General features: G+C 65.1%; 22 protein-coding genes. 7 read left to right on the forward strand and 15 right to left on the reverse strand.

Annotated features, from left to right (window positions below; genetic code table 11):
• Window positions 1-78 precede the first annotated feature (78 nt).
• Complete coding sequence (locus tag IF809_RS03590) at window positions 79-975, reverse strand: LysR family transcriptional regulator (protein ID WP_462836835.1); 897 nt, start codon at window positions 973-975, stop codon at window positions 79-81.
• Window positions 976-1,116: 141 nt separating this feature from the next.
• Between IF809_RS03590 and IF809_RS03595 the strand changes: the two genes are divergently transcribed.
• Together IF809_RS03595 and IF809_RS03600 are read left to right on the forward strand one after the other, a co-directional pair.
• On the forward strand, window positions 1,117-1,518 hold the full coding sequence (locus IF809_RS03595) for a (R)-mandelonitrile lyase (protein ID WP_462836836.1): 402 nt from the start codon (window positions 1,117-1,119) through the stop codon (window positions 1,516-1,518).
• A gap of 9 nt (window positions 1,519-1,527) precedes the next feature.
• Window positions 1,528-2,523 carry an aldo/keto reductase gene (locus IF809_RS03600; RefSeq protein ID WP_462836837.1) on the forward strand — a complete coding sequence of 332 codons (996 nt, stop codon included), beginning with the start codon at window positions 1,528-1,530 and terminating at the stop codon, window positions 2,521-2,523.
• 148 nt (window positions 2,524-2,671) lie between these two features.
• Here IF809_RS03600 and IF809_RS03605 read toward each other — a convergent pair whose 3' ends face one another.
• The gene (locus tag IF809_RS03605) at window positions 2,672-6,442 is read right to left on the reverse strand and encodes a vitamin B12-dependent ribonucleotide reductase (RefSeq protein ID WP_462836838.1); all 3,771 of its coding nucleotides are present in this window, start codon (window positions 6,440-6,442) and stop codon (window positions 2,672-2,674) included.
• 766 nt (window positions 6,443-7,208) lie between these two features.
• Here IF809_RS03605 and IF809_RS03610 point away from each other — a divergent pair.
• Window positions 7,209-8,105 carry a DMT family transporter gene (locus IF809_RS03610; protein ID WP_462836839.1) on the forward strand — a complete coding sequence of 299 codons (897 nt, stop codon included), beginning with the start codon at window positions 7,209-7,211 and terminating at the stop codon, window positions 8,103-8,105.
• Here the strand turns inward: IF809_RS03610 and IF809_RS03615 are convergent.
• From IF809_RS03615 to IF809_RS03625, 3 genes are all read right to left on the reverse strand, one after another.
• Complete coding sequence (locus IF809_RS03615) at window positions 8,071-10,347, reverse strand: CHASE3 domain-containing protein (RefSeq protein ID WP_462836840.1); 2,277 nt, start codon at window positions 10,345-10,347, stop codon at window positions 8,071-8,073. The genes IF809_RS03610 and IF809_RS03615 overlap by 35 nt on opposite strands.
• Window positions 10,344-10,763, reverse strand: a complete 420-nt coding sequence (locus IF809_RS03620; RefSeq protein ID WP_128965985.1) for a response regulator — start codon at window positions 10,761-10,763, stop codon at window positions 10,344-10,346. Before IF809_RS03620 ends, IF809_RS03615 begins: the two co-directional genes overlap by 4 nt.
• A 338-nt stretch (window positions 10,764-11,101) precedes the next feature.
• Window positions 11,102-11,707, reverse strand: coding sequence for a BA14K family protein (locus IF809_RS03625; RefSeq protein ID WP_462836841.1), 606 nt, complete (start codon window positions 11,705-11,707; stop codon window positions 11,102-11,104).
• A 249-nt stretch (window positions 11,708-11,956) separates the two neighbouring features.
• Between IF809_RS03625 and IF809_RS03630 the strand changes: the two genes are divergently transcribed.
• Window positions 11,957-12,364, forward strand: coding sequence for an NADH:ubiquinone oxidoreductase subunit NDUFA12 (locus IF809_RS03630; RefSeq protein WP_128965987.1), 408 nt, complete (start codon window positions 11,957-11,959; stop codon window positions 12,362-12,364).
• 512 nt (window positions 12,365-12,876) lie between these two features.
• Here IF809_RS03630 and IF809_RS03635 read toward each other — a convergent pair.
• Window positions 12,877-13,563, reverse strand: coding sequence for a DJ-1/PfpI family protein (locus IF809_RS03635; protein ID WP_128965988.1), 687 nt, complete (start codon window positions 13,561-13,563; stop codon window positions 12,877-12,879).
• 91 nt (window positions 13,564-13,654) lie between these two features.
• Between IF809_RS03635 and IF809_RS03640 the strand changes: the two genes are divergently transcribed.
• The gene (locus tag IF809_RS03640) at window positions 13,655-14,593 is read left to right on the forward strand and encodes a GlxA family transcriptional regulator (protein ID WP_453979122.1); all 939 of its coding nucleotides are present in this window, start codon (window positions 13,655-13,657) and stop codon (window positions 14,591-14,593) included.
• 15 nt (window positions 14,594-14,608) lie between these two features.
• Here the strand turns inward: IF809_RS03640 and bla are convergent, their stop codons facing one another.
• Complete coding sequence (gene bla / locus IF809_RS03645; protein ID WP_462836842.1) at window positions 14,609-15,493, reverse strand: class A beta-lactamase; 885 nt, start codon at window positions 15,491-15,493, stop codon at window positions 14,609-14,611.
• A 101-nt stretch (window positions 15,494-15,594) separates the two neighbouring features.
• On the opposite strand from bla, the gene IF809_RS03650 reads away from it, so the two are divergent.
• Entirely contained in the window at window positions 15,595-16,497 is a 903-nt protein-coding gene (locus IF809_RS03650; RefSeq protein WP_462836843.1) for a LysR substrate-binding domain-containing protein, read from the forward strand.
• 42 nt (window positions 16,498-16,539) lie between these two features.
• Here the strand turns inward: IF809_RS03650 and IF809_RS03655 are convergent, their stop codons facing one another.
• Window positions 16,540-17,553 (reverse strand): Na+-dependent transporter, encoded by a 1,014-nt coding sequence (locus IF809_RS03655; protein WP_462836844.1) that lies wholly within the window; start codon window positions 17,551-17,553, stop codon window positions 16,540-16,542.
• Window positions 17,554-17,744: 191 nt separating this feature from the next.
• Here IF809_RS03655 and IF809_RS03660 point away from each other — a divergent pair, with 191 nt between their 5' ends.
• Window positions 17,745-18,794: a DUF2155 domain-containing protein gene (locus IF809_RS03660; RefSeq protein WP_462836845.1), complete on the forward strand. Its 1,050-nt coding sequence runs from the start codon at window positions 17,745-17,747 to the stop codon at window positions 18,792-18,794.
• A gap of 35 nt (window positions 18,795-18,829) precedes the next feature.
• On the opposite strand, the gene aat is transcribed toward IF809_RS03660, so the two are convergent.
• From aat to aroQ, 7 genes are all read right to left on the reverse strand, one after another.
• Complete coding sequence (aat, locus tag IF809_RS03665; RefSeq protein ID WP_453979119.1) at window positions 18,830-19,510, reverse strand: leucyl/phenylalanyl-tRNA--protein transferase; 681 nt, start codon at window positions 19,508-19,510, stop codon at window positions 18,830-18,832.
• A gap of 60 nt (window positions 19,511-19,570) precedes the next feature.
• Window positions 19,571-20,674, reverse strand: a complete 1,104-nt coding sequence (locus tag IF809_RS03670) for a sensor histidine kinase (RefSeq protein WP_462836846.1) — start codon at window positions 20,672-20,674, stop codon at window positions 19,571-19,573.
• Window positions 20,671-21,111: a response regulator gene (locus IF809_RS03675; protein ID WP_462836847.1), complete on the reverse strand. Its 441-nt coding sequence runs from the start codon at window positions 21,109-21,111 to the stop codon at window positions 20,671-20,673. Before IF809_RS03675 ends, IF809_RS03670 begins: the two co-directional genes overlap by 4 nt.
• Window positions 21,108-22,634 (reverse strand): sensor histidine kinase, encoded by a 1,527-nt coding sequence (locus IF809_RS03680; protein WP_453979117.1) that lies wholly within the window; start codon window positions 22,632-22,634, stop codon window positions 21,108-21,110. The genes IF809_RS03675 and IF809_RS03680 overlap by 4 nt, the downstream gene beginning before the upstream one ends.
• A 105-nt stretch (window positions 22,635-22,739) precedes the next feature.
• A complete protein-coding gene (gene accC, locus IF809_RS03685; RefSeq protein ID WP_128965998.1) occupies window positions 22,740-24,098 on the reverse strand; it encodes an acetyl-CoA carboxylase biotin carboxylase subunit in 1,359 nt (452 codons plus the stop codon).
• 31 nt (window positions 24,099-24,129) lie between these two features.
• Window positions 24,130-24,612: an acetyl-CoA carboxylase biotin carboxyl carrier protein gene (gene accB, locus IF809_RS03690; RefSeq protein WP_128965999.1), complete on the reverse strand. Its 483-nt coding sequence runs from the start codon at window positions 24,610-24,612 to the stop codon at window positions 24,130-24,132.
• 38 nt (window positions 24,613-24,650) lie between these two features.
• On the reverse strand, window positions 24,651-25,118 hold the full coding sequence (aroQ, locus tag IF809_RS03695; RefSeq protein ID WP_128966000.1) for a type II 3-dehydroquinate dehydratase: 468 nt from the start codon (window positions 25,116-25,118) through the stop codon (window positions 24,651-24,653).
• Between the last annotated feature and the right edge of the window lie 224 nt (window positions 25,119-25,342).

Here is a 25,342-nt window from a genome sequence, read left to right on the forward strand (position 1 = left end):
CAGGAGAGTTGATGGGTTTCGCAAGAGCTCAACCCATCCTACGGGCTGGCCGGCACCTACAAGCTGAAGTGAGCGACCTTATCCCGCCCGGTAGCGTAGAGTTTCAGCTAAAATCGAGAAGGCTGAGGCCGGTTGGCGGCGGCTCGGGTAATACAGGTGATAGCCCGAAAACGGTGCGCACCAGTCGTCCAGCACCTGGACGAGCTTGCCTCGGGCTACATCCGCTTTCACCTGGTCTTCGGGCATGTAGGCAAGTCCCAGACCCGCACGGACGGCATTCATCCGCATCGTCATGTTGTTGAAGACCAATTGCCCGTCGACGCGGACCCTCAGGGCGCGGCCGCGCTTCTCGAATTCCCACGCGTAGATCCCGCCACGGGTCGGCAGCCGTATGTTGATGCAGTTGTGGTCGGTGAGGTCCTGCGGCTTCCTCGGCTGGGGTCGCTTCGCGAAGTAGGATGGTGCGCCGACCACGGCCATCCGGAAGTCAGGGCCGATGCGCACCGCGATCATGTCCTTGGCGATCTGCTCGCCCAGGCGAACGCCGGCGTCGTACCGCTCGGCGACGATGTCGATCAGACCGTAATCCGTGACCAGTTCGACGTTGATCTCGGGATAAGCAGGCAGCAGCTTCTCGATCGCCGGCCACAGCACGGTTTCGGCCGCGTGTTCGCCCGCCGTGATCCGGATCGTGCCGGCCGGCTTGTCGCGTAGCTCGCTCAACCCCGCCAGTTCGGTCTCGAGCTCGTCGAAGCGGGGGCCGATGGTCTGCAGGAGCCTTTCTCCGGCCGCGGTCGGAGCGACGCTGCGCGTCGTCCGCGCAAGCAGGCGCACGCCGAGGCGGGCCTCGAGCCCACGGACGGCATGACTGAGGGCGGACTGGGAGACGCCGAGCTTGGCTGCGGCCCGGGTGAAGTTCCGCTCACGGGCGACGGCCAAAAAGCCGAGGAAGTCGTTGAGATTCTCGCGCAGCATTCATGAGCACCATTCATAGAAGCGTGCATGTTCTAGCATCTAATCGGAGGGATGACAGGGGATTAGGTTCTGACCATCGACGGCATTTGGAGCCTCTTTTGGCGCCATCCGTTGGGCGCCATGCCAACAGAGGAGCATCTCATGGACATCAAGCGCAGCGGCTCCCGACCCTCCGGAAAGGCGCCTGCAGAATACTTCACCGGCGCGGTCCGCGTGGATCCGCTGTTCGAAGCCCCCGAGCCGGCGCGAGCGTGCGGCGCTCACGTCACCTTCGAACCCGGCGCCCGGACCGCTTGGCACACCCATCCGCTAGGCCAGACCCTGATCGTCACGTCGGGGCTCGGCTGGGTGCAGCGGGACGGCGGCCCGGTGGAGGAGATCCGGCCTGGTGACGTCGTCTGGTTCGAGCCCGGCGAGAAGCACTGGCACGGCGCGACCAGCACCGTCGGCATGAGCCATATCGCGATCCAGGAAGCGCTGAACGGCAGCCCCGTCACGTGGCTGCAGAAGGTCAGCGACGAGCAATATCCATCGCGTTCATAGGAGACGAACATGAAGACACGAACACTGGGTAAGAGCGGCCTCGAAGTATCGGCCATCGGCTTCGGCTGCATGGGTCTGAACTTCGGCTATGGACACGCGCTGGCGAAGCAGGACGCCGTGGACATGATCCGCGCCGCCTACGACCGCGGCGTCACGTTCTTCGACACGGCTGAGGTCTACGGCCCTTTCACCAACGAGGAGCTGGTCGGCGAAGCGCTGGCATCCGTCCGCGACAAGGTCGTCATCGCGACCAAGTTCGGCTTCGACATCGACCCGGCGACCGGCAAGCAGTCCGGGATGAACAGCAAGCCGGCGCACATCCGCGAGGTCGCCGAGGCGTCTCTGAAGCGGCTGAAGAGCGATCGCATCGACCTGTTCTACCAGCACCGCGTGGACCCGAACGTGCCGATCGAGGACGTCGCCGGCGCCGTCAAGGATCTGATCAAGGAAGGGAAGGTCAAGCACTTCGGCCTCTCCGAGCCGGGCGCCCAGACGGTCCGGAAGGCGCACGCCGTGCAGCCGGTCGCTGCGCTCCAGAACGAATATTCGCTCTGGACCCGCGGTCCCGAGACCAACGGGATCCTGCGGGCCTGCGAGGAGCTCGGCATCGGCTTCGTGCCGTACAGCCCGCTGGGCAAGGGCTTCCTGACCGGTGCGATGAACCAGAACACCAAGCTCGCCGAAAACGACTTCCGCAGCCTCCTGCCGCGCTTCACGCCGGAGGCGATGGCTGCCAACCAGGCGCTGGTCGACCTCCTCAAGCGGATCGGCGAAGCCAAGAAGGCGACGCCGGCGCAGGTCGCGCTGGCTTGGCTGTTGGCTCAAAAGCCGTGGATCGTCCCGATCCCGGGAACGACGAAGCTTGGCCGCCTGGAAGAGAACCTCAAGGCCGCGGACGTCGAGCTGGGCGCCGCCGACCTCGATCAGATAGAAGAGGCCGCCGCGGCTATCTCGGTTGAGGGCGAGCGGTACCCGCCGCACCTGATGGCGACCACGGGGCGATAGTCGTCCTCGACGCGCCGAAACGAAAGAACCCCGCCGGCGACGGCGGGGTTCTTTGTGCCCTACGAAAGGAGAGGGCGTTTAATTAGGGGGCGCGATATGCTCGTCACCGCATCCCTTTAAGTTATTATTATGCCGAGTGCGCAATAGCTCACGAACACCCCGTCGTGCTTCCACACGTATCGCACTTCATGCAGGTGCCATTCCGCACCAGCGTGAAGTTGCCGCACTCGCTGCACATCTCACCCTCGTAGCCCTTGGCCTTGGCTTCGGCGCGGCGCTCGGCCTTGCTGGGGGCGGCAACCGCGGCGCTGCCGGCCTTGCTCCACTGCAGGGCTTCGAGCTTCTCGGTCGGCGAGAGGTCGTGCTGGGCTTCCTGCTTCAGGGCGACGGCGCCCTCCAGGGCGTCGCCGACGCGGGCACTGGCGCCGTGGGAGGCGAGCGCGGTGACCTTGCTGCCGCCTGATGGCGCGCTGTCGTTACCTTGGGCAACCGCGGTGGTGCCGCCGCGCATCACGACGAGGTTGTCGGTGCGCGAGCGGGTGAGGCCGCGCGAGACCAGCTTGGTCGCGTGGTGGCTCGGCTCGTCTTCCGGCTCCTTGCCTTCCTCGACGCCCTTGCCGAGCGCATCGAAACCCGTCTCGTTGGGATCGACATGGGCGAGGTCGAAGCGGGAGAGGTAGCTGACCGCCAGCTCGCGGAAGACGTAGTCGAGGATCGAGGTCGCATACTTGATGCTGTCGTTGCCCTGCACGGGGCCCGCCGGCTCGAAGCGGGTGAAGGTGAAGGCATCGACATATTCGTCCAGCGGCACGCCGTATTGCAGGCCGAGCGACACCGCGATGGCGAAGTTGTTGATGAAGGAGCGGAGCGCGGCGCCTTCCTTGTGCATGTCGATGAAGATCTCGCCGAGACGGCCGTCATCATATTCGCCGGTGCGCAAGTACACCTTGTGGCCGCCGACCACCGCCTTCTGGGTGTAGCCCTTGCGCCGATCCGGCATCTTCTCGCGCTCGCGCATCACGATGATGCGCTCGACCAGCTTCTCAACGATCTTCTCCGAGACCTGGGCGGCGCGCGCCGCCATCGGCTTCTCGTAGAGATGGTCGACCGCATCGTCCTCGTCCTCATCGTCGCTGATGAGCTGCGAGTTGAGCGGCTGGCTGAGCTTCGAGCCGTCGCGATAGAGCGCGTTGGCTTTCAATGCGAGCTTCCACGACAGCATGTAGGCGGACTTGCAGTCCTCCACCGTGGCGTCGTTCGGCATGTTGATGGTCTTGGAGATCGCACCCGAGATGAAGGGCTGCGCCGCCGCCATCATGCGGATGTGGCTCTCGACCGACAGATAGCGCTTGCCGATCTTGCCGCAGGGATTGGCGCAGTCGAACACCGGATAGTGCTCGGCCTTGAGGTGCGGGGCACCTTCCACCGTCATCGCGCCGCAGATGTGGACGTTGGCCGCCTCGATCTCGCGCTTGGTGAAGCCGACGGCCTGGAGCAGGTCGAAGCCGGGGGCTGCGATCGCTTCGGCGCCGATGCCGAGCTGGTCGCGGATGAAGTCTTCGCCAAAGGTCCACTTGTTGAAGGCGAACTTGATGTCGAAGGCGGTCGGCAGGGCCTTCTCGACCTTGGCGATGGCTTCATCGGTGAAGCCTTTTGCCTTGAGGGTCGAGGCGTTGATGCCGGGCGCGTTGGACAGCGAGCCGTGGCCGACGGCGTAGGCCTCGATCTCGGCGATCTCGCTCTCGCGATAGCCGAGTGCGCGCAACGCCGCGGGCACCGCACGGTTGATGATCTTGAAGTAGCCGCCGCCGGCGAGCTTCTTGAACTTCACCAGCGCGAAGTCGGGCTCGATGCCTGTGGTGTCGCAATCCATGACGAGGCCGATCGTGCCTGTCGGCGCGATGACGGTGGTCTGGGCGTTGCGATAGCCGTGCTTCTCGCCGAGCGCGAGCGCGGCGTCCCACGCCAGCTTGGCACGCTCGACGATGTCGGCCTGCGGGCAGGAGGCGTGGTCGAGCGGCACCGGGTTGACGGAGAGCGCCTCGTAGCCGCCAGGCTCGCCATGCGCGGCACGGCGGTGGTTGCGGATGACGCGCAGCATGTGCTGGGCGTTCTTCTTGTAGCCGGGGAAGGTGCCGAGCTCGGCCGCGATCTCGGCCGAGGTCTTGTAGGTGATGCCGGTCATCACGGCGGTCAGCGCGCCGCAGAGCGCGCGGCCTTCCTTGCTGTCATAGGAAAGGCCCATGGTCATCAAGAGGCCGCCGATATTGGCGTAGCCGAGGCCAAGCGTGCGGAACTCGTAGGAGAGCTCGGCGATCGCCTTCGACGGGAACTGGGCCATCATCACGGAGATTTCGAGCACGATGGTCCAGAGCTGGCAGAGGTGCTCATAGCCCCTGACGTCGAACTGCTTGGTCTCGGTGTTGTAGAAGGTCAGCAGGTTCGCCGAGGCGAGGTTGCACGCCGTGTCGTCCAGGAACATGTATTCCGAGCACGGATTGGAGGCGCGGATGTCGCCTGATGCCTTGCAGGTGTGCCAGTCGTTCATGGTGGTGTTGAAGTGCAGGCCCGGGTCGGCCGACGCCCAGGCGGCGTAGCCGATCTTTTCCCAGAGGTCGCGCGCCTTCAGCGTCTTCGTCACCTTCTTGGAGGTGCGGGCGTTCAGATTCCAGTCGCCGTCGGTCTCGACGGCGCGCAGGAAGTCGTCCTTCAGCGAGACCGAGTTGTTGGAGTTCTGCCCCGAAACCGTGAGATAGGCTTCGCTGTCCCAGTCGGTGTCGTAGGTGTCGAACTGGATGTCCTTGTAGCCTTGCTTGGCGAACTGGATGACGCGCTTGATGTAGTTGTCAGGCACGAGGCTGCGGCGCGCGAGCTTGATCTCGCGGCGGAGCGCCGGGTTCTTCTCGGGGTCGAAGCAATCGTCGCCCGAGCCTTCGCAGTTCACGCAGGCCTTCAGCACCGCCTTGAGGTGCTTCTGGTTGATCTTGGAGCCGGTGACGAGAGCGGCGACCTTCTGCTCCTCCTTCACCTTCCAGTCGATATAGGTCTCGATGTCGGGGTGGTCGACGTCGACCACGACCATCTTGGCGGCGCGGCGCGTGGTGCCGCCGCTCTTGATGGCGCCGGCCGCGCGGTCGCCGATCTTCAGGAAGCTCATCAGGCCGGACGAGCGGCCGCCGCCGGAGAGCTTTTCGCCTTCGCCGCGCAGGCGCGAGAAGTTGGAGCCGGTGCCGGAGCCGTACTTGAACAGGCGGGCTTCGCGGACCCAGAGGTCCATGATGCCGCCTTCGTTGACGAGGTCGTCACCGACGCCCTGGATGAAGCAGGCGTGCGGCTGCGGATGCTCGTAGGCGGACTTCGACTTGGTCAGCTTGCCGGTGAACGGGTCGACGTAATAGTGGCCCTGGCCGGGGCCGTCGATGCCATAGGCCCAGTGCAGGCCGGTGTTGAACCATTGCGGCGAGTTCGGCGCGACCATCTGCATGGCGAGCATGTAGCGGAGCTCGTCATAGAAGGCCTGGGCGTCTTCGTCCGACGTAAAGTAGCCGCCCTTCCAGCCCCAATAGGTCCAGCAGCCGGCGAGACGGTCGAACACCTGCTTGGAGGAGAGCTCGCTGACATAGCGCTCCTTCTCAGGGAGCGCGGCGAGCGCCTCGGTGTCGGGCACGGAGCGCCACAGGAAGGAGGGGACGGATTCCTCCTCGACCTTCTTCAGGCGCGCGGCAACGCCGGCCTTGCGGAAATACTTTTGCGCGAGCACGTCGGAGGCGACCTGCGACCATTCGGCCGGGACCTCGACGCCGTCCATTTTGAACACGACCGAGCCGTCGGGATTCCTGATCTCCGACGTGGTCAGGCGGAATTCGATTCCCGCATAAGGTGACTGTCCCGAAGTGGTGTGGCGCCGCTCAATCCGCATGGTCTTGCCCCGTCCTTATCTTTGACCGGACTGCCTCCGTTCAGGCATCCGGGTCGTCATTTCATTTCGCGTTTCCCACCCAGGCCCTCATCAGGCCCTTGGGCACCGCAGTTCAGCCGGTGGATCCGGCCCAGTTTCTCCCGACGTGATCCATCGATGCGCGCACCGATCATCCGCCGGCATGTCCCTGGCACCATCCGCCCCCAAGGGGATGAGCCCGACATGCGTTCAACGCCCCACTGTCACAACGCCTAGCGATGCCATCCGAGCCTGTTGCCGGCCCGTTCTGGCGCCCGAAAAGTCCGCTTATCGCGGGCAGACAAGCCCTTATTCCGCTACCTCGGTCGGTTGGCGGAGTTAAGATTTGCGAGACCCTTTGGGGGAGTGCCGGCGGGACGCAAACTCACTCGCGCCGAACGGATCGAAAGCTAGGACTCTCCAAAGCGCCCGTCAAGAACTAGTGCGAGTTCCTGAATCAAATACTAAATATGGTGGATTGCGGGGGATAACAGGGGGCAAGCCCACACCTGTTGTGGAGGCAAGTATCAGTGAGTCCTCAGGGATTCCCAACCGAAAAAATTTGCATCCCGCGGTGATGGCGACCCTTCATCCCGCTGTTCACAGGGCAGGTATATTTTTCGGGACCGGGATTGCGTCAGGCAGACTCACGTAGTGGTACGGAAGGTGAGGGCAGGCATGCCCGCCGAGGTGGTGGTCGTATCGGCGAATCCGCGCCAAGCTGACCCCGATTTTGCCGGATACCCCCATGCTTGATTCGACCAGGCCGGTGCAGCGCCCACGCATCGCCCCGGCCGGCCTGATGTTCCTCGCGATCACCTCGATCGGGTGGGGCTTCAACTGGCCGGTGACGAAATTCCTCCTCGGCGAGCTGCCGCCGCTCACCCTTCGCGGCGTCACCGGCGTGCTCGGGGCCGTGCTGCTGGCCGCGCTCGCGCTGCTGCGCGGCGACAGCCTGAAAATCCCCGGCGCGATCTGGCCGCGGCTGATCACGGCCGCCGTGCTCAACGTCACCGGCTGGATGGTGCTGATGGGGCTGGCGCTGCTCTGGCTGCCGGCGAGCGAGGCGGCGTTGATCGCCTACACCATGCCGGTGTGGGCCTCGATCATCGCCTGGCCTGTTCTGGGGGAGCGGCCGACCGTGCTGCGCACGCTGGGTCTGGTGATGGCCTTTGCCGGTCTTGCCTCGATCATGGGCGGCAACGGCATTGCCGCCAGTGCCGAGAAGCTGCCCGGCATCATCATGGCGCTGTGCGGCGCGCTCGGCTTTGCGATCGGCACGGTATTCTCGAAGAAGTACCCGATCCATCTGCCGCCGATCACCGCCGCAGCCTGGCAGATCGGGATCGGCTGCCTGCCGATCTCGATCATCGGCCTCCTCGTCGAGACCTCGCATCTGGACAAGGTGACGCCAACGGGCTGGTGGCTGCTGGTCTATTCGACCGTGGTGCAGTTCTGCATCGCCTATGTCAGCTGGTTCGCCGCGCTCGCCCGGCTGCCGGCCTCGGTCGCGGCGATCGGCACCATGGCGGTGCCTGTGATCGGCGTCGTGGCGTCCGCGATCGCGCTGCACGAGCCGCTCGGGGCAGGGCAGATCGCCGCGCTGATCTTCACGCTGGCGGCGGTGGTGCTGGCGACGCGGTAGCCCCGCCGCCCAGCGCCTTCCTGATCATCTCGGCGAGCTGGTTGCGGCGGTAGGGCTTGGTCAGCAGCATCACGCCGTCGTCGAGCTTGCCGTGATGGACGATGGCGTTGTCGGTGTAGCCGGAGGTGTAGAGCACCTTGACGCCCGGCCGGCGCTTGGCGATCTCGTCGGCGAGCTCGCGCCCGCTCATGCCGCCGGGGATGACGATGTCGGTGAAGAGCAGGTCGAAGGCCTGCCCGGCGTCGATCAATTCGAGTGCAGCCTTGCTGTCGGCGGCAGCGACGGTCTTGTAGCCGAGACTCTGGAGCTGCGCGGTGACGAAGTTGCGCACCAGCGCATCGTCCTCGACGATGAAGATGGTCTCGGCGCCGCCTTCGGCCTGGGGCGCTGCGATGGCCGTGGCCGCGCCGGTGCCTTCGCCCGGCGGCAGATAGAGCTTGATCGTGGTGCCGTGGCCTTCCTCGCTGTAGATCTTGATGTGGCCGCCCGACTGCTTGACGAAGCCGTAGACCATGGAGAGGCCGAGACCGGAGCCCTTGCCGACCTCCTTGGTGGTGAAGAACGGCTCGAAGGCCTTTTCCTGGACGCTCTGCTCCATGCCGGTGCCGGTATCGCTGACAGCGAGCATCACGTAAGGGCCCGGCCGCACGTCGACATTGGCCTGCGCGTAGGCCTCGTCCAGCACGACCCGGTGAGTCTCGAGCAGGAGCTTGCCGCCGTTCGGCATCGCATCGCGGGCGTTGATCGCCATGTTGAGCACGGCATTGGCGAGGCGGGATGGATCGATATGCGCGGTCATCGGTCCCTGTTCCAGGACCGTCTCGATCTGGATCTGCTCGCCGAGGGTGGGGCGCAGGAGCTTTGCGATGTCGGCGATGGCGGCGTTGATCTCGACGTCGTGCGGCTGCAGCGGCTGTTTTCGCGCGAAGGCGAGCAGGTGCTGAATCAGTTCCGCGCAGCGTTCGGCGGCATCGTCGATCAGGCGCGCCGTGCGCTGCAGCTCGGGCTGCTCCTTCAGGCTCGCCACCAGCGTCTCGGTGTTGCCCGAGATCACCGTCAGCATGTTGTTGAAATCATGCGCGACGCCGCCGGTCAGCTTGCCGATCGCATCGAGCTTCTGCGACTGCTGCAGCTGGCGCTCGGTTTCGCGCGAGGCGGTCGCATCGTGATAGACCAGCACGGCACCGGAGATGTGGCCTTGCCCGTCGCGCATCGGCCGGCCGCTGACCATCAGATGGCGCACGTCGTTGCCGCTGTGCGGGCGGACGATCATCTCCAGGTCCTCGAACTCATCGCCGCGCAGCACCCTGACGGATGGCAGCTCGTCGGCCTTGAGCGGCGTGACGCCGTCGCCGTGGAAGACGTCGGACAGCGCGCTGAGATTGCGCAGGTTCATGCCGGCGCGGTGCAGCAGCATGCGCTCCGCAGCCGGATTGGACAGCAGGACGTTGCCGTCGTCGTCGATCACCAGCACCGCTTCGGCCATGCTGCGGAACGTGCTCTGGAGCACGTTGATCGACAGCCGCAGCTCGTCATGGGCGGCAACGAGATGCTCGGTGCGTTCAGCGACGGCGGCTTCCAGGGCTTCCTTGGCGGCCCGCGTCTCATGCAGCGAACTCGTGAGTGCGACCTGGGCGCGCTGGCTTTCGCGCATCAACATCACGACCAGCAGCAGGATCACCAGGGCACCGACCACATCGATGCCCAGCAGCACGATGCCGGTCCGGCGGGAGTCCGATGTCCGCGCAGCCAGCAGGCTCTGCTCTTCCGCGGCCAGACGATCGAGATTGACCATCACCGTGTCCATGAGGCCGCGGCCTTCGGCCTTGCCCTGGAGCGCGGTGATGCCGGCCGGGTCTTTCTCGGCGCTTAGCCGCATCGCTTCGGCCGCGATCTCGATCCGGCGCATCGCCAGGGGTTCTGTGCCCTCCATGAGCGCGATCTGATCGGGGTTGTCGCGAACGGATCGCTTGAGATCGGCGAGCGCGGGCGCAAGCTCGGCGCGGGCCGTCTGGAACTCGTCGGTGAAGTTCTGGCTGCGATAGAGCTCGAACCCGCGCGCGGCGCTTTCGGCGCGGCGCATCAGAACGCGCAGATCCGAGATCTTCTTCAGCACTTCGACCGTGTGATTGACCCAGGCCGTATCCGACCGCGACTTCACATCGAGGCCGATCGAGGCGGCGGTGATGATCAGGAGGATTGCAAGTCCAGCACCGAGAATGACGCGCTGCGAGGGGATCAAGGGGCCTCTTTCTTGTCCTTCTCTGCGCTCTCGCCGGAACCGGCGAGGCATTCCCGGATCGTCGTCAACAGTGCCTCGGGCGTGAACGGCTTGCGCAGGCAGCGCGTCGCACCGAGTTCGAGTGCCATGCGAAGGAAGTCGGGAGAAGGCGAGGCGGCTGAGGCGAAGGCGTAACCCGACATGGCGATCAGCGGAATCGCCGGCGCGCGCTCGTGAAAGATGCGGATGGATTCGAAGCCGCGCATATGCGGCATGAAGATATCAACCAGCATCACGTCGAAGGTCTGCGCTTCAAGCGCAGCAAGCCCCGCTTCGCCGCCGTCAGTCAACGTGACGTCAAAGCCCTGACGCTGGAGGAGGACCTCGATAGTCGCGCCGACCATCGGATCGTCGTCTACCACGAGGATGCGCGGCATGACATTTCCCAGTAAATCGAAGTCCCCACAGTAGTTGGTGATATAGGCGAATCGTGTGCCGGGTCAATTTTGGATTGGGCCGGAAGAGATATGCACGGCGCAATGCATAGCGACCCCGTGAGTTCCCAACGTCGGGGGCGGAGTCGGGGCGGTAATTTCCTCCGGGTTTCAATGACAGGTTGAGACAAATCCGTGCGACCTGCGAAATCCTCGCCAAGCCGTGCACGACCGCCGAGCAAGGCCATTCCCGTCCGACACCGACAGCAAACCCGAGGCAGCCAAATGAAAGGCGGCGCCCCTGGTCGGGCGCCGCCCAAGAAGATGGTCTTCAGGCCGCGTTACGGGCAGGGATGGCGCAAGCCGTCATAGCCGAGATAGGTGCCGGACGCCGGGTCGTAGGACCGGTAGCGCTGGGCACAATAGGCCGACGAATCGCCGCCAGAGTCGGGCACCACGGCGACGGCTGCACCATCGTCGTAATAGCCGTCGTCGTAATAGGAATCGTCGTAGTACGGACCGCCGTAATAGGCATAGGAGCCGAGCCCGCCGATCGCGGCGCCCGCCGCGAATCCCGGCCAGAATCCGCCATGGTGATGGTGGTGCCAGCCGCCGTGCCAATTGCCGCCGTTCCAGGTGCCGGATGAGGCGGTCGAGAAGCTGCGGGTGCCGGGACCGAAGGTCGGAGAGCTGCCCAAGGTGCGCGTGCCGCTAAAGGTCGGTGCCGTGCCGCCGGGGCGCATGGCTGCGCTGGAGGTGAAACTGCCGCCGCCCATGCGGGCGCCACCAAAGCTGCCGCCGCCGAAGTGGGCACCGCCTCCGCCGCCGAAGTGGGCTCCGCCGCCACCGCCGGCATGGCCGGCGCCAGGCTGGGCAAAGCTCGGCGTCGCCATGGGCAGAGCCAATGCGAGTGCTGCAGCCGTGCTCAAAATTTTCAGACTTGTCATGATCAAACTCCTTTCCCGCGAGCCAACCCCAGGATGATGCGGTGGTTCCTGGGATCACGCCGGTTTGCGCATGAGGTGCAGACTTCCTCGCCGACGCTGTACCCGTCATGAATGGATCACGTCGGATTTGGGGCGGCAGCTTCACATGCCCTTGGATCGTCGTTTGGGCGGGGCACCACCGCGCCCGCCGAACTGGACATTTGGCCGTCCGGATGGCATCAGGACCCCACGAAGCAGGGCCCTTGCCGCATGAAACAATTCTTCCTGAAGCTCTTCACCTGGTGGAATGGCCAGACCTTTGGCACCCAACTCTGGACCTCCAGGTTCGGCGAGCTGGTCGGCCAGGACGAGCAGGGCAACCGCTACTACCGCACCGCCGGCGGCAAGATCGACCCGACGCTCGGTTTCGAGCGGCGCTGGGTGATCTATAACGGCTATGCGGAAGCCAGCCGCATTCCGCCGGCCTGGCATGGCTGGATCCACCACGTTGTCGACGTGCCGCCGACCGAGCTCAACTATCAGCCGCGCGAGTGGGAGAAGCCGCACCAGCCCAACCTCACCGGCACGGCGAAGGCCTACAGGCCCTCCGGCTCGACGCTCGCCAGCGGCAAGCGGCCGAAGGCGACCGGCGATTACCAGCCCTGGACGCCGGGTTAGTCGCGCACTTCGATCACCGGATTGGATGCATACGCATCTGCATCACGTCGCTGTGGACAACGGGAACAGCGGGGATGCCGGCTGCGTGGACGTTGCGCTTGCGCCAGCGATGCGGCTCAATGAACCCATCTTACGGAGATGGGAGACCATCGCGTTCGGTTCGGGCAACAGTTCGCGACTGTCCCGAAGTGCAGCGGCTGCCGAGGAAGGACTCGATCGGGAGATAGGCCCCCGGTCTGGAGCTCCGAAATCGCCCGATGAGAATGTGCGCCGCCGTGAGACAGGAAAGGCCGCTCGGGAAACCGAGCGGCCTTTTTCTGCTGGAGGCTCGATGAGCCGGAGGCTCCGTCATTGCGAGGAGCCCTTGCGACGAAGCAATCCAGATATGTATCCGTGGAAAGATTCCTGGATTGTTTCGTTGCGCTCGCAATGACGCGCTGGATGGGGTTGTGCACCGAACTTCTGGCTCGTGTCTCGCACCCTGCAGCGCGTCCGGGACACGAGCGCCGCGTTTACATCACCCGCTCGGCCGCCAGCTTGGCGGCATCCAGGCGCCGGGCTTGCGATGGTGCGACCCGCTCTTTCATGAGCGCGAGCACCTCGGCTGGGGCGGTCTCCGGCGAGCCGGCATTGAAGGGCGGCGCGGGATTGTATTCGAGGCGGAGCTGAATGGCCTCTGCTGTGGTGCGATCGACCAGCAGCGAGACCAGCGTAAGTGCGAAATCGATTCCCGCGGTGACGCCGCCGCCGGTCACACGGTTGCGATCGATGCAGACGCGCGTCTTCGTCGGCGTCGCCCCGAACAGCGGCAGCATCTCCATCGCGCTCCAATGGGTGGCGGCATTGTAGCCCTTCAACAGCCCCGCCGCCCCCAGCACCAGCGATCCCGTGCAGACGGACGTGATGAACTTGGCGCCAGCAGCCTGCTTGCGCACGAAGTCGAGAGTCTCCTCATCGTTGAGGAGGGCATCGGTGCCAAAGCCGCCGGGAATGCAGATCACATCCAGCTGCGGGCAATCGGTAAAGGTCACGGTCGGCGTCAGCATCAGGACGGAATCGCTCGGCACCGGTTCCAGCGTCTTCCAAATCAGGTGCACCGTCGCGCCCGGGACGGATGAAAACACCTGCAGCGGCCCAGTGAAGTCGAGTTGGGTGACGCGCGGGAACACCAAAAGTCCGATCTGGAGCGATGCCGGCATGAGAGCCTCCGATGAAGAGCTTGACGGACGCAAGATGGCATGATGGCATCCTGTCCAAAATGGCGTATTTCCCTCACTTTCGGACATGAGCATGATCGGCATCCTGATCTTCCCCGACTTCCAGTTGCTCGATGCGGCGGGCCCGATCTCGGTGTTCGAGATCGCCGCACGCGCCAGCGGCAAGCCGCTTGCGCTGCGGGTGCTGGCATTGAACGCGGGCGCCGTGCCCTCGTCGTCGGGCGTCGAGATGATGGCGCGCGATTTCAAATCGGCGAAAGCGATCACGACGCTGGTCGTGGCGGGCGGCGCGGGCGTATCGGCATCGGCGAGCTGTCCTGCGACGCTCGCCTTCGTGCAGCGGCTGGCGAGGCGCGGCGTGCGGATCGCCAGCGTCTGCTCGGGCGCCTATGTGCTTGCGGAGGCCGGCCTGCTCGATGGCCGCCGCGCCACCACGCATTGGGGCCGGACGCGCGATTTTGTCGCGCGCTATCCGCAGATCAAGTTCGAGCCGGACCAGATCTTCACCCGCGACGGCAATGTCTGGACGTCGGCCGGGATCAGTGCCGGCATCGACCTCGCGCTCGCGATGGTCACCGAGGACCATGGCGAGGAGATCGCGCAGGCGACCGCGCGCCAGCTCGTGCTCTACCACCGCCGCAGCGGCGGTCAGTCGCAGTTCTCGTCGTTGCTGGAATTGAAGACGCCGAACGGCCGCTTCGGTGCGCTGCTGTCATGGGCGCGGGAGAATCTCGACGCACGGCTGACGGTGGAAGACCTCGCCGATCGCGCCGGCATGAGCGCGCGGCACTTTGCCCGCGCCTTCGCCGCCGAGACCGGCACGACGCCGTCAAAGGCGATCGAGCGATTGCGGATCGAAGTTGCCCGCGAGCGCGTGCAGTCATCTCGGGAAGCCATCGAGCTCGTCGCCGAAACCACCGGCTTCGGCGATCCCGAGCGCATGCGCCGCGCCTTCATCCGCGCCTTCGGCCAACCGCCGCAGGCGCTGCGGCGCGCGGCAAGGGCGGGGTAGGACGGGCTACGATTGTTAGGAGAAGGCCTTGCCGACTTCCCGGCCGACCGATGCGATCACATCATTTCGTCCATTCGGGTCGAGCGTTGCGCCGGTGAGGTAGACCGCGATGATGAGCGGCGAGCGCTCGCGCGGCCATACGATGGCGACGTCATTGCAGGTTCCATGCTCACCTGCTCCGGTCTTGTCGCCGACACGCCAGCCTTGAGGCAGGCCGGCGCGCAAACGCGTATCCCCGGTCTTGTTGGCAATGAGCCATTTGCCGAGTTGATCGCGCCCTTCCGGGGGCAGGACGTCGCCGAACAGCAAGCGCCGATAATTGGCTGCCATCGCATTCGGGGTCGTCGTGTCGCGGGGATCGTCCGGCGTGGCTTCGTTCAGCTCGGTTTCGGTCCGGTCCAATCTGGTGATGTCGTCGCCAAGGCTCCGCGCGAAGCTGGTCAAGCCGGCCGGACCGCCGATGTTTTTCAGAAGCGCGTTACCGGCGGTGTTGTCGCTCATGGTGATGGCGGCATCGCAAAGCTCGCGAAGCGTCATTCCGTCGCCGCCGACATGCTTGCTCGTGACGGGCGAGGAGGCGACGAGATCGGCCTGCTCGATACGAACGCGCCGTTCAAGGCCTTCCAACTTGCCGCCTACGTCTTTGAGGATTACTGCCGCCGCAAGCACCTTGAATGTGCTGCACATGGGAAAGCGTTCGTCTCCCTTGTGATGGATCGGAATGCCCGTCGTCGTGTCGAGCACGGAGACGCCCAGCCGGCCTCCGCTCTTCGATTCCAACTGTTTGATGGCTTCAATGAGCGGTACAGTTCCGCCCGAGGCAGCACGCGAAACGTTCGGCAGGACGAGACTTCCCGCGACCGCAAGGGCAGATGAACCGAATTGACGTCGTGTGAGCATGGAGCACTCCCGTGAATTGCGGGATGATTTTTGCGTCGCGCTCCGGCAATTGACAAACGATGCTTCGTAAGGCCATCCATAAGTAAAACTTGGATCGGGAAATGGCCCGCCGCCCTGCCAATATTTCGAATCTGCCGCTGAACGCGCTCCGCTCGTTCGAAGCGGCCGCGCGCCATCTCAGCTTCACCAAGGCCGGTCTGGAGCTTCGGGTGTCGCAGGCCGCCGTAAGCCAGCAGGTGCGGACTCTGGAAGAGAGTCTGCGCGTCAAGCTCTTCAAGCGGCTGACCCGCGGGCTTGCTCTCACGGAAGAGGGTGAGACGCTCCAGCCCGTCATATCGAGCGCCTTCAGCCAGATCAGTCAGGTCCTCGATCGGTTCGAGAATGGCCGCATGCGCGAGAGTCTGGCCATCGGCGTGGTCGGAACGTTCGCCTCCGGCTGGCTGCTGCCGCGCCTCGGCAGCTTCACCTCGAGCCATCCGCATATCGACGTCAGGATCTTCGCGAACAACAACCGCGTGGATCTCGGCGGCGAAGGATTGGACTACGCCATTCGATTTGGCGACGGCGCGTGGCACGGAACGAGCGCCGAGCCCTTGGTCGAGGCCCACTTCACACCGATGTGCGCGCCCCACGTCGCCAAGCGCCTTAAAGCTCCAATCGATCTCCACAAGGAGGTGCTGTTGCGCTCGTATCGGCCGGGCGAATGGGCGCATTGGTTCGACGAGGTCAAGTGCAGGCAACCGCGGATGACGGGCCCGACCTTCGATTCATCGGTTTCCCTGGCGCATGCGGCGGCGCAAGGCGCTGGCGTGGCGCTGCTGCCCGTCGCGTTGTTTGCTGACGATCTGTCGCGCAAGCGGCTGGTTTGCCCCTATGACCGTCAGGTCTTTCTGGGATCCTATTGGCTCACGTCTCTGAAATCAAAACGGCTCTCGCATGCGATGAAAGCGTTTCGCGACTGGATTTTGGAAGAGTGCAAGAAGAAGAGATCGCGCAACGCGTAGCCTGCGTCTGCTCGCCGACGGGTATTGGCGAGGTCCATGCGGCTAGCCTGGACTGGCCCTGCCAGCGGTCGCTTTGGTGGAGGTTTCCGCCCGCGCCGTCAGGCGCCGTGCGATCGGCGTCAGCAGGTATGGCGACAGATGGATCGGAAACTGCGTCATCGCGAAGTACAGCCAGGTGGTGGGTGGCAGCGCGCCTGATGTCGCGGCCAGCATCAGCCCGAGATTGCGTTGCGACACCATCAGCCCGAGCGCCAGCGCGCGCTCGGTGCCGATGCGGCGAAACAGCAAGGTGGTGACGGCGAGCAGTGTGAAATAGACCGCAAAGGCAAGGAGGGCGAGGCTGATGGTGAAGACCGGCTGTGCCATCAGATCGGTTACGACGTCGCCCATGATGGCCGATGCGAAGATGAAGAGGATGACGATGTTAAAGCCGTCGATCGGCTGCTTGTGGCGCTGGATGGCGTCCGCGCCGCACAGCCAGCGGATGGCCGTTGCAACCAGCAGCGACGCGGCGAGGATGCCTGATAGCTTCAGGCCGAGCGTAAGCGGCGATATGCTGAGCATGCCATCGAGAAAAAAGCTCGCGAACAGCGACGCGGTAAAGGGTACGATCGCGGTTGCGGTGACCAGCGTGACCAACACGAGCGTGGCGTCGAGACCCATCAGCGCCGCGAGAGCGGGCGAGGCCATCATCGGCGAGGCCATGCTCTGGAGCATCAGCGCCAGCATCAGGCCGGGCGCGCGGTCGGTCAGCCCGGTCGCGTGCGCGATCAGTCCGACGATGACGGGCACGCCGATCGTGGTCCAGGCCGTCGCCGTTGCCACCAGCGCCGGCCGGCGCAAATGGCCGTACAGCGCCACGAGGTCCACCCGCATGAAGGAGATGCAGAGCAGAACGAGGATCGCCTCGGTGACATAGGGACGCAAGAGCGCACCAAGGGGCGGCACGGCGGCAGCGATGAAAACCACCGATGCCACCGCACGCGTGCCCTGGCCGCCAAGCCAGGTCAGGCCGCGGAGCGGAAGGGCGAACATGGTTCGGAGAGCGGGCGGCATTGGGATAGGGGCGACGCTAAACAGGGCGGCCGGCGTCCTGGAACGCCTTGGGAGGGAGAAGAACCCCTGGGACTATTCCATCCGCGGCCCGCTCTGGCCAGCCGGCGCCGGGCAGGGCAGGAATGCCGCCCTTTCCCCGCCGTATTCGGCGTGTTAACCGGGGGCCTGCGAGCGGCGGTATCCCCTGTAGAATGTCCAACAAGCCCGATTCGCTGTTGAAGCCGCGCGAGATGTTCAAAACCTTTACCCTGACAGGCCTTGCGGCGCTGCTGGCCGCCACCGCGCTGACGGTTGCGACGCCCGCGCAGGCGCAGATCGGGACGATCTTCTCCGATCCGCCGCCGCTGCGGCCGCCGGGGACCATCCCCCGTGGCGGGCAGCCGATGCCCCAGCCGACGCCCGACGACGACGAAGAGGTGCCCGAGCTGCCGCCGCAGGGACGGGTGCTGCCGTCACGTCCGATGCCGCCGCCAGGTCGCCAGGGCAATGTCATGCCGGGGCCGGTCGAGAGCCAGCCGCTGGCGCCGCCGCCGGGCTCCACCGTTGCGCCGCAGAACCAGCCGCCGGCCGTCGCCGTTGCGCCGCCGGGTGGGCCCGCCCAACCTGGTGCTGTCCCTGGCCAGCGCCAGCCCCAACAGAAGGGCGCCCCGCAGCCGGGCGCCGTGCCGCAGGCCCCCGCGAGCCTCCAACCCGGCGATGAGGTCGTCACCGAGCCGCCGGCGCAGAAGATCGTGAACAAGAAGGCGACCTTCTCCGGCCTCGACAAGATCACCGGGCGCATCATCAATTTCGACGAGGATATCGGCGAGACAGTGCAGTTCGGCGCGCTGCGGGTGAAGACCGACGCCTGCTACACGCGGCCGGCGACGGAAGCGGCCAACACCGATGCTTTCGTCGAAGTCGACGAGATCACCTTGCAGGGCGAGGTGAAGCGGATCTTCTCCGGCTGGATGTTTGCCGCGAGCCCCGGTCTGCACGGCGTCGAGCACCCGATCTACGACATCTGGCTCACCGACTGCAAAGAGCCGCAGCAGACCATTGCGACCGCAGCTCCGGATCCTGCGACCAAGCCCGCGCCGCCACCGCCGCCTCCGGCGCAGAAGAAGGCTGCGCCCAAGCAGGTCCAGCAGCGTCCGCCGCAGCCTCTGCCGCCGCCGCCACAGCCGCAGGCCGCCCCGCCGCCACCTCCGCCGCCCGAGCAGCGGCCGGGTCTGTTCGGTATCCCCGGGTTTGGCCGCTAGGCCAAATCCCGCGGGATTTGGCAGCCGTAACCCGGCTATTGCCGCGAGGCGATGATCTCGAGCGCGCGTGCGCCGGGGATCGCTTCACCATTGGACAGGCGCAGGAAATCGCCGGGCTCGCCGGCGAGCGCCTTGTCGAGCAGCGCGGTGTAGCGCCGCCGCGAGATCTCGGTCGCACCAAAGCTCTTCAGATGCTCGGTGACATATTGCGTGTCGAGCAGCTCGAAGCCGCCATGGATCAACCGGGCGACCAGATGCACCAGCGCCACCTTGGATGCATCGCGCGCGGTGTGAAACATGCTCTCGCCGAAGAAGGCGCGCCCCAAGCTGACGCCATAGAGGCCGCCGACGAGGTCGTCGCCCTGCCAGGCCTCGACGCTGTGGCAATGGCCGAGCTCGTAGAGGCCGCCATAGAGGTCGCGGATGCGCTTGTTGATCCAGGTGTCCTCGCGTCCCGGCTGCGGCGCCGCGCAGCCGGCGATGGTGGCCTTGAACGCGGTGTTGACGGTGACGCGAAACACGTCCGAGCGCACGGTGCGGGCCAGCCGCGAAGCGACGCGAAAACCGTCAAGTGGAATCACGCCGCGCATTTCCGGCTCGACCCAGAACAGGGTCGGGTCGTCGGCGCTCTCGGCCATCGGAAAGATGCCGCAGGCGTAAGCGCGCAGCAGCACGGCCGGTGTGATTTCAGATGAAGCGGAGTCGCGCGCAGTCATGGCGTTCGATCATAGCAGGATCGCAATGCGCGTGCGATGGGGGCAATTCCGGATGCCGGATCAACCCGCTGCAGCGCTGTTCGCCTTGCCGGGCGCGGCCGGAGTGCAGGGGAACCGCAGGATGATGCGGGTTCCGGAATGCGCGGGATCGCGCTCCACAGAGGCTTCGAGCTTGGAGGCCATGGCCGCGACGATACGCTGGCCCATGCCGGTGGAGCGCGGATCGGCCTTGGCGTTGTCGCCGACGCCGTTATCGGTGATCGACAGCAGCAGATCGTCTCCCTTCGAGATCAGCTCGACGTGAATGGGGCCGGCACCATCAGGATAGGCGTACTTCACCGCGTTCATCACCAGCTCGTTGACGATGATACCGACGGCGACGGCCCGGTCCGGGTCGATCTCGATCGGTTCGGCTTTCACCGTCAGGCGCGACATCCGGTTGCCTTCGGCGGAGCGGCGCAGATCCTCGAGCAGGGAGTCCAGATATTGGTTGAGCACCACGCTCTTCAGGTCCTGCGAGGTATAGAGGCGGCGGTGCACCTGCGCGACGGCGGCGACGCGGCCCATCGCGTTGGTCAGTGCGGCCTTGACCTCCTCCTGGGCGGCTGAGCTCGCCTGCAAATGCAGGAGCGAAGCGATGATCTGGAGCGAATTGCCGACGCGGTGATTGACCTCGCGCAGCAACAGCTCGCGTTCGGCGGCAAGCGCGGCGTAGCGATCGCGCGAGGCATGGATCTCGGCCTCGGCTTCCTCGCGCGCCCGCTGCAATTCGGCCTGGCGCAGCGCGCCTTCGGCCGCGACGTGCAGCAGCGGGATGAAGTCGCCCTTGACGTCCTTGACCAGGTAGTCGGCTGCGCCTGCCTTCAGCGCGGTGACGGCAATGCTGGAATCCTGCGAGGCCGTGACGAAGACCACCGGCGGCGCGTCCGGAATCGCCATGATCTGCTCGAGCGTCTCGAGCCCGTCGAGGCCCGGCATATATTGGTCGAGCGCCACCACATCGATGCAGCCCGCAGCTCCGGCATTGCGGATGCGCTCGAGGCCTTCCTCGCCGCTCGCGGCGTGAATGACCTTGTAGCCGCGCCGCGTCAGGCCGCGGTCGACAAGGCGCGCCAGCGCATCGTCGTCATCGATGTAGAGCAATGTCGGCGTGTGCTGTGTCATGGGGCGGCGGGCGGGACCTGAATGACGGAGAAGAACAGGCCGAGTTGCCGGATGGCGTTGGCGAAATTCTCGTAGTTGACCGGCTTGGTGATGTAGACGTTGCAGCCGAGCTCGTAGCAGCGCTTGATTTCCTGGCTGTCGTCGGTGGTCGTCAGCACGACCACCGGCGAAGCCTTCAGATATTTGTTTTCCTTGATCTGCTTCAGAATGTCGATGCCGGTCATGTCGGGCAGATTGAGGTCGAGCAGGATCAGGAGCGCATTGCCCTTCTGCACGAGGCCGCTGCCGTCGGCGCCGAACAGGTGCTTCATCGCATCGGTGCCGTTGGCGAAGGCGACGATCTCGTTGTTGACGCCCGACCTGCGGATATTGCGCTCGATCAGGCGGGCGTGGCCCTCGTCGTCCTCGATCATGATGATGCTGACAGGGTGGGTCATTTGTCCGCGTTCCGGTTGCTCACATTCCAGGCGATCGGCAGCGTGATGGTGAAGGTGCTGCCCGCGTTCAGTTCCGATGATACCGACATGGTGCCGCCGAGGCGACGCACAAGTGCGCGCACGTGCGCAAGACCGATGCCCTGGCCGGGCTTGTCCTGGGTTCCCGCGCGGCGAAACAGGTCGAAAATGCGCTGATGGTCCTTGGGATCGATGCCACGGCCATTGTCGCTGACCTCGAAAATGGCGTAGCCGAGCTTGGTGCGCCCGCGAATTCTGATTTCGCCGGCGACGCCGTTCTTCAGATATTTGATCGCGTTATCGATCAGATTGGAGAAAATCTGTTCCAGCGCAAGGCGGTCGCTGACGATATCGGGCAGCGCCTCGACATGGATCTCCGCCTGAGCCTCGACGGCCTGATGCGCCAGCGTCGAGACGATGGCCTCGACGAAGGCGCGGGTGTCGATCTTCTCCGGCTGAAATTCGCGGCGGCCTTCGCGGGTGAGGTTGAGGATCGCCGAGATCAGGCGGTCCATCTTCGCGATCGAAGACTTGATGAAGCCGAGCGCCTCGGAAAAATCGGCTGACAATTGCCGGTCGGCGTCTTCCAACGCGATCTCGCCGGGGGGGCCGGGCACCAAAGAGGGCCCGTCGGCCGGAACGTGGGTGAGGCTGCCGATGCGGCGGAAGATGTCGCCGCCAAGCTCTTCGAGTTCGCTGGTGAAGCCCATGATGTTGACGAGCGGCGAGCGCAGATCGTGGCTTACGATATAGGCAAAGCGCTGGATTTCGTCGTTGGCTTCGCGCAGGTCTGAGGTACGTTCGTCGACCAAGGCCTCCAGATTGACGTTGGTATCGCGCAGGCGCGCTTCGGCCTCGTCGCGGGCCAGCGATGAGCGCCGCACCAGCCAGATCGAGATCAGGGCCAGCAGCACGACGAAGCCTGAGCCGATGCCGGTCATCGACGCCGACAGGGTCTGGCTGCGGTCGGAGTTCTCGGAGCGGATCCGGAACAGCCGCTCCTCTTCGCGCATCATCGCGTTGGCGAAATTGCTGATCGTCGTCGTGGTGTTGCCGGCGGCCGCCTCGCGGACGAGCGCCTTCGCCTGGTCGAGCTCGTTTTGCTTGACGAAGTTCATCTCGCGCGAGAACTGGTCGAGCCGGGCCTCGATCGCCGCGCTCAGTTTCTCGATGTTCTCACGTTGCGCCGGATTGTCGCCGATCTGGCGCGTGAGCTTGTCGAGCGCCGGGATGATCGCCGCGACGGCCTTCTCGTGATCCGATTGAAAATCGGGGCCCCCCGTCAGCAGAAAGCCCCGGGCGCTGCTCTCGGCCCGTCGGATTTCGAGGAGGAGAGAGTTGATCTCGTTCTCCGTCTCGATTGTATGGACGACCCATTTGCTGTCGTCCCGCGCCTTGTTGACGAGGTAGACCGAGCCTGCGCTGATCACGGTCAGCACCAGCAGACCCGCTGAAAGCAGCAGGATCTGCCAAAATACGCGCCGCCGCTGCGACACGGCCGTCACCACGGTCTCGCGCTGTCAGGCTGAGTGGAATTCAAAACGCCCCCTTGGAACTGGCCCCATCGGGCAGAACGCGACTGGGGCCAACGGGTTCCGCAGGCGAAACGATTATTTTGCGCCGGGTTCCGCCTTGCCGGCCAGGTACTGCTCCAGCCAGTGGATGTGGTAGTCGCCGTTGATGATGTCGTCCTGGCGCACCAGGTCGCGGAACAACGGCAGCGTGGTCTCGATGCCCTCGACCACCATCTCGTCCAGCGCCCGGCGCAGCCGCATCAGGCATTCGGCGCGGGTCTTGCCGTGGACGATCAGCTTGCCGACCAGGGAATCGTAATAGGGCGGGATCTGGTAGCCCTGATAGACCGCGGAATCGATGCGCACGCCGAGGCCGCCGGGCGGGTGGTATTGCTGGATGCGACCGGGCGAGGGGCGGAAGGTCTGCGGGTTCTCCGCATTGATGCGGCACTCGATCGCGTGCCCGATGATCTGGACCTCGTTCTGCTTCGCCGGCAATTCGCCACCGGCGGCGATACGGATCTGCTCCAGCACGAGGTCGATGTCGGTGATGCTCTCCGTGACGGGATGCTCGACCTGGATTCGAGTGTTCATCTCGATGAAGTAGAACTCGCCGTCCTCGTAGAGGAATTCGATGGTGCCGACGCCGAGATATTTCATCTCGCGCATCGCCTTCGCGCAGGTCTCGCCGATCTTGGCACGCGCAGCGGCGGCCAGCACGGGCGAGGGGCCTTCCTCCCAGACCTTCTGGTGGCGGCGCTGCAGCGAGCAGTCGCGCTCGCCGAGATGGATCGCGCCGCCCCGGCCGTCGCCGAGGATCTGGATCTCGATATGGCGCGGCTTCTGAAGGTACTTTTCCAAATAGACGGAGGCGTCGCCGAATGCCGACTTCGCCTCGTTGGCCGCCGTCGACAGCGCCACCTGGAGATCCGCCTCGCTTTGCGCGACCTTCATGCCGCGGCCGCCGCCGCCGGCCGCCGCCTTCACCAGCACGGGGAAGCCGATCTTCTTCGCGATCGCCATCGCGTCGTCATTGGGGCCGACCGCGCCGTCCGAGCCGGGCACCACGGGGATGCCGAGTCGCTTGGCGGTCTTCTTGGCCTCGATCTTGTCGCCCATCAGGCGGATGTGCTCGGCCTTGGGGCCGATGAATTGCAGATTGTGCTCGCTGAGGATCTCGGCGAAGCGTGCGTTCTCCGACAGGAAGCCGTAGCCGGGATGAACGGCATCGGCGCCGGTGATCTCGCAGGCCGCGAGCAGCGCCGGAATGTTGAGATAGCTGTCCTTGGACGGCGGCGGTCCGATGCAGACGCTCTCGTCCGACAGGCGCACGTGCATGGCGTCGGCGTCGGCGGTGGAGTGTACGGCGACGGTCGCGATGCCGAGCTCCTTGCAGGCGCGCAGAATGCGAAGGGCGATCTCGCCGCGATTGGCTATGAGGATCTTGTCGAACATGTTGCCTCAGCGGGCGAAATTCGCCACTCGCTTATTCAATGATGACCAGCGGCTCGCCGAACTCGACCGGCTGGCCGTCTTCGACCAGGATCTGCGTCACCGTGCCTGCGCGAGGCGAGGGGATCTGGTTCATCGTCTTCATGGCTTCGATGATCAGGAGGGTCTGGCCGACCGAGACCTTCGCGCCGACTTCGATGAACGGCTTGGCGCCAGGCTCCGGCGCCCAATACGCGGTGCCGACCATCGGAGAGGTCACCGCGCCCGGATGCTTGGAGACGTCCGACGCGGCTGCGGCCGCGGGGGCTGCGACCACCGGGGGGGCTGCGGTTGCGACCGGCATGGGCATGGTTGCGGCGACGCTGACGTTGCGGGCTACGCGAAGACGCAGGCCGGCGCGTTCGATCTCGATCTCGGTGAGGCTGGTCTCGTCGAGCAGCAGAGCGAGCTCGCGGACGAGCGCGGAATCGTCGCTGGAAAATTTTGCGGCTGCTTTGTCGTCTGGCTGGCGCGCCATTGTTCTTTGATCCGAATGTTCTGGGTGAAGAGGGAGCGTCAGGCTTTGGGCTTGATGCCGAGCTTGGCGGCAAGGCCCTGGATGGCGAGGCGGTAGCCCTCGATGCCGAAACCGCAGAGCGAGGCGAAGGCCGCGCGCGCGGTGTAGGAATGGTGGCGGAAGCTCTCGCGGGCGTGGATGTTGGTCACGTGCACTTCGACGGTCGGGATCTGCACCGCGAGTAGCGCGTCGTGCAGGGCAATCGAGGTATGCGAATAGCCGCCAGCATTGATGATGATGCCCTTCATCTTGCGGGCATGCGCCTCGTGGATGAAATCGATCAGCTCGCCCTCGCGGTTGGACTGGCGGCAGTCAGCCTTGAGGCCAAAAGTCGCCGCCGCGTCCCGGCACAGCGCCTCGACGTCGGCCAGCGTCGCATGGCCATACTTCTCGGGCTCGCGCGTCCCCAGCATGTTGAGGTTCGGTCCGTTGAGAACGAGGATCGTGTCGGTTGCTGGTTCGGCCATTCCTGTCCCGGAAGGTGTTTCGGCGTGGCGGGGTTATAGGTAACAAAGCGCGTAAGGGGAAGCCTGAAGGACCTCCGGGTGGGCTTCAGGTACCTCATCCGGTGTGCAAAAACCTGTGCGGAAGCTACGGAAATTGCTTGTTAACCAGTCCAAATCATGGCTTCCGGCTCAACGCGAAGGGGCGGGCATCGCTGCCCGCCCCCTGAAGCCTGCCGGATATCGCC

The organism is Bradyrhizobium sp. UFLA06-24, from assembly GCF_054967145.1.

Bases quoted from the DNA above. Each gene is read 5' to 3' on its own strand.
- IF809_RS03625 (WP_462836841.1), bottom strand. From the start codon at position 11,707: ATGACAAGTCTGAAAATTTTGAGCACGGCTGCAGCACTCGCATTGGCT.
- IF809_RS03675 (WP_462836847.1), bottom strand. From the start codon at position 21,111: ATGACCCACCCTGTCAGCATCATCATGATCGAGGACGACGAGGGCCAC.
- IF809_RS03635 (WP_128965988.1), bottom strand. From the start codon at position 13,563: ATGCCGGCATCGCTCCAGATCGGACTTTTGGTGTTCCCGCGCGTCACC.
- IF809_RS03660 (WP_462836845.1), top strand. From the start codon at position 17,745: ATGTCCAACAAGCCCGATTCGCTGTTGAAGCCGCGCGAGATGTTCAAA.
- IF809_RS03640 (WP_453979122.1), top strand. From the start codon at position 13,655: ATGATCGGCATCCTGATCTTCCCCGACTTCCAGTTGCTCGATGCGGCG.
- IF809_RS03670 (WP_462836846.1), bottom strand. From the start codon at position 20,674: ATGACACAGCACACGCCGACATTGCTCTACATCGATGACGACGATGCG.
- aroQ (WP_128966000.1), bottom strand. From the start codon at position 25,118: ATGGCCGAACCAGCAACCGACACGATCCTCGTTCTCAACGGACCGAAC.
- IF809_RS03620 (WP_128965985.1), bottom strand. From the start codon at position 10,763: ATGCCGCGCATCCTCGTGGTAGACGACGATCCGATGGTCGGCGCGACT.
- IF809_RS03595 (WP_462836836.1), top strand. From the start codon at position 1,117: ATGGACATCAAGCGCAGCGGCTCCCGACCCTCCGGAAAGGCGCCTGCA.
- IF809_RS03610 (WP_462836839.1), top strand. From the start codon at position 7,209: ATGCTTGATTCGACCAGGCCGGTGCAGCGCCCACGCATCGCCCCGGCC.
- IF809_RS03650 (WP_462836843.1), top strand. From the start codon at position 15,595: ATGGCCCGCCGCCCTGCCAATATTTCGAATCTGCCGCTGAACGCGCTC.
- IF809_RS03630 (WP_128965987.1), top strand. From the start codon at position 11,957: ATGAAACAATTCTTCCTGAAGCTCTTCACCTGGTGGAATGGCCAGACC.
- aat (WP_453979119.1), bottom strand. From the start codon at position 19,510: ATGACTGCGCGCGACTCCGCTTCATCTGAAATCACACCGGCCGTGCTG.
- IF809_RS03600 (WP_462836837.1), top strand. From the start codon at position 1,528: ATGAAGACACGAACACTGGGTAAGAGCGGCCTCGAAGTATCGGCCATC.
- IF809_RS03590 (WP_462836835.1), bottom strand. From the start codon at position 975: ATGCTGCGCGAGAATCTCAACGACTTCCTCGGCTTTTTGGCCGTCGCC.
- IF809_RS03605 (WP_462836838.1), bottom strand. From the start codon at position 6,442: ATGCGGATTGAGCGGCGCCACACCACTTCGGGACAGTCACCTTATGCG.
- IF809_RS03655 (WP_462836844.1), bottom strand. From the start codon at position 17,553: ATGCCGCCCGCTCTCCGAACCATGTTCGCCCTTCCGCTCCGCGGCCTG.
- accC (WP_128965998.1), bottom strand. From the start codon at position 24,098: ATGTTCGACAAGATCCTCATAGCCAATCGCGGCGAGATCGCCCTTCGC.
- bla (WP_462836842.1), bottom strand. From the start codon at position 15,493: ATGCTCACACGACGTCAATTCGGTTCATCTGCCCTTGCGGTCGCGGGA.
- accB (WP_128965999.1), bottom strand. From the start codon at position 24,612: ATGGCGCGCCAGCCAGACGACAAAGCAGCCGCAAAATTTTCCAGCGAC.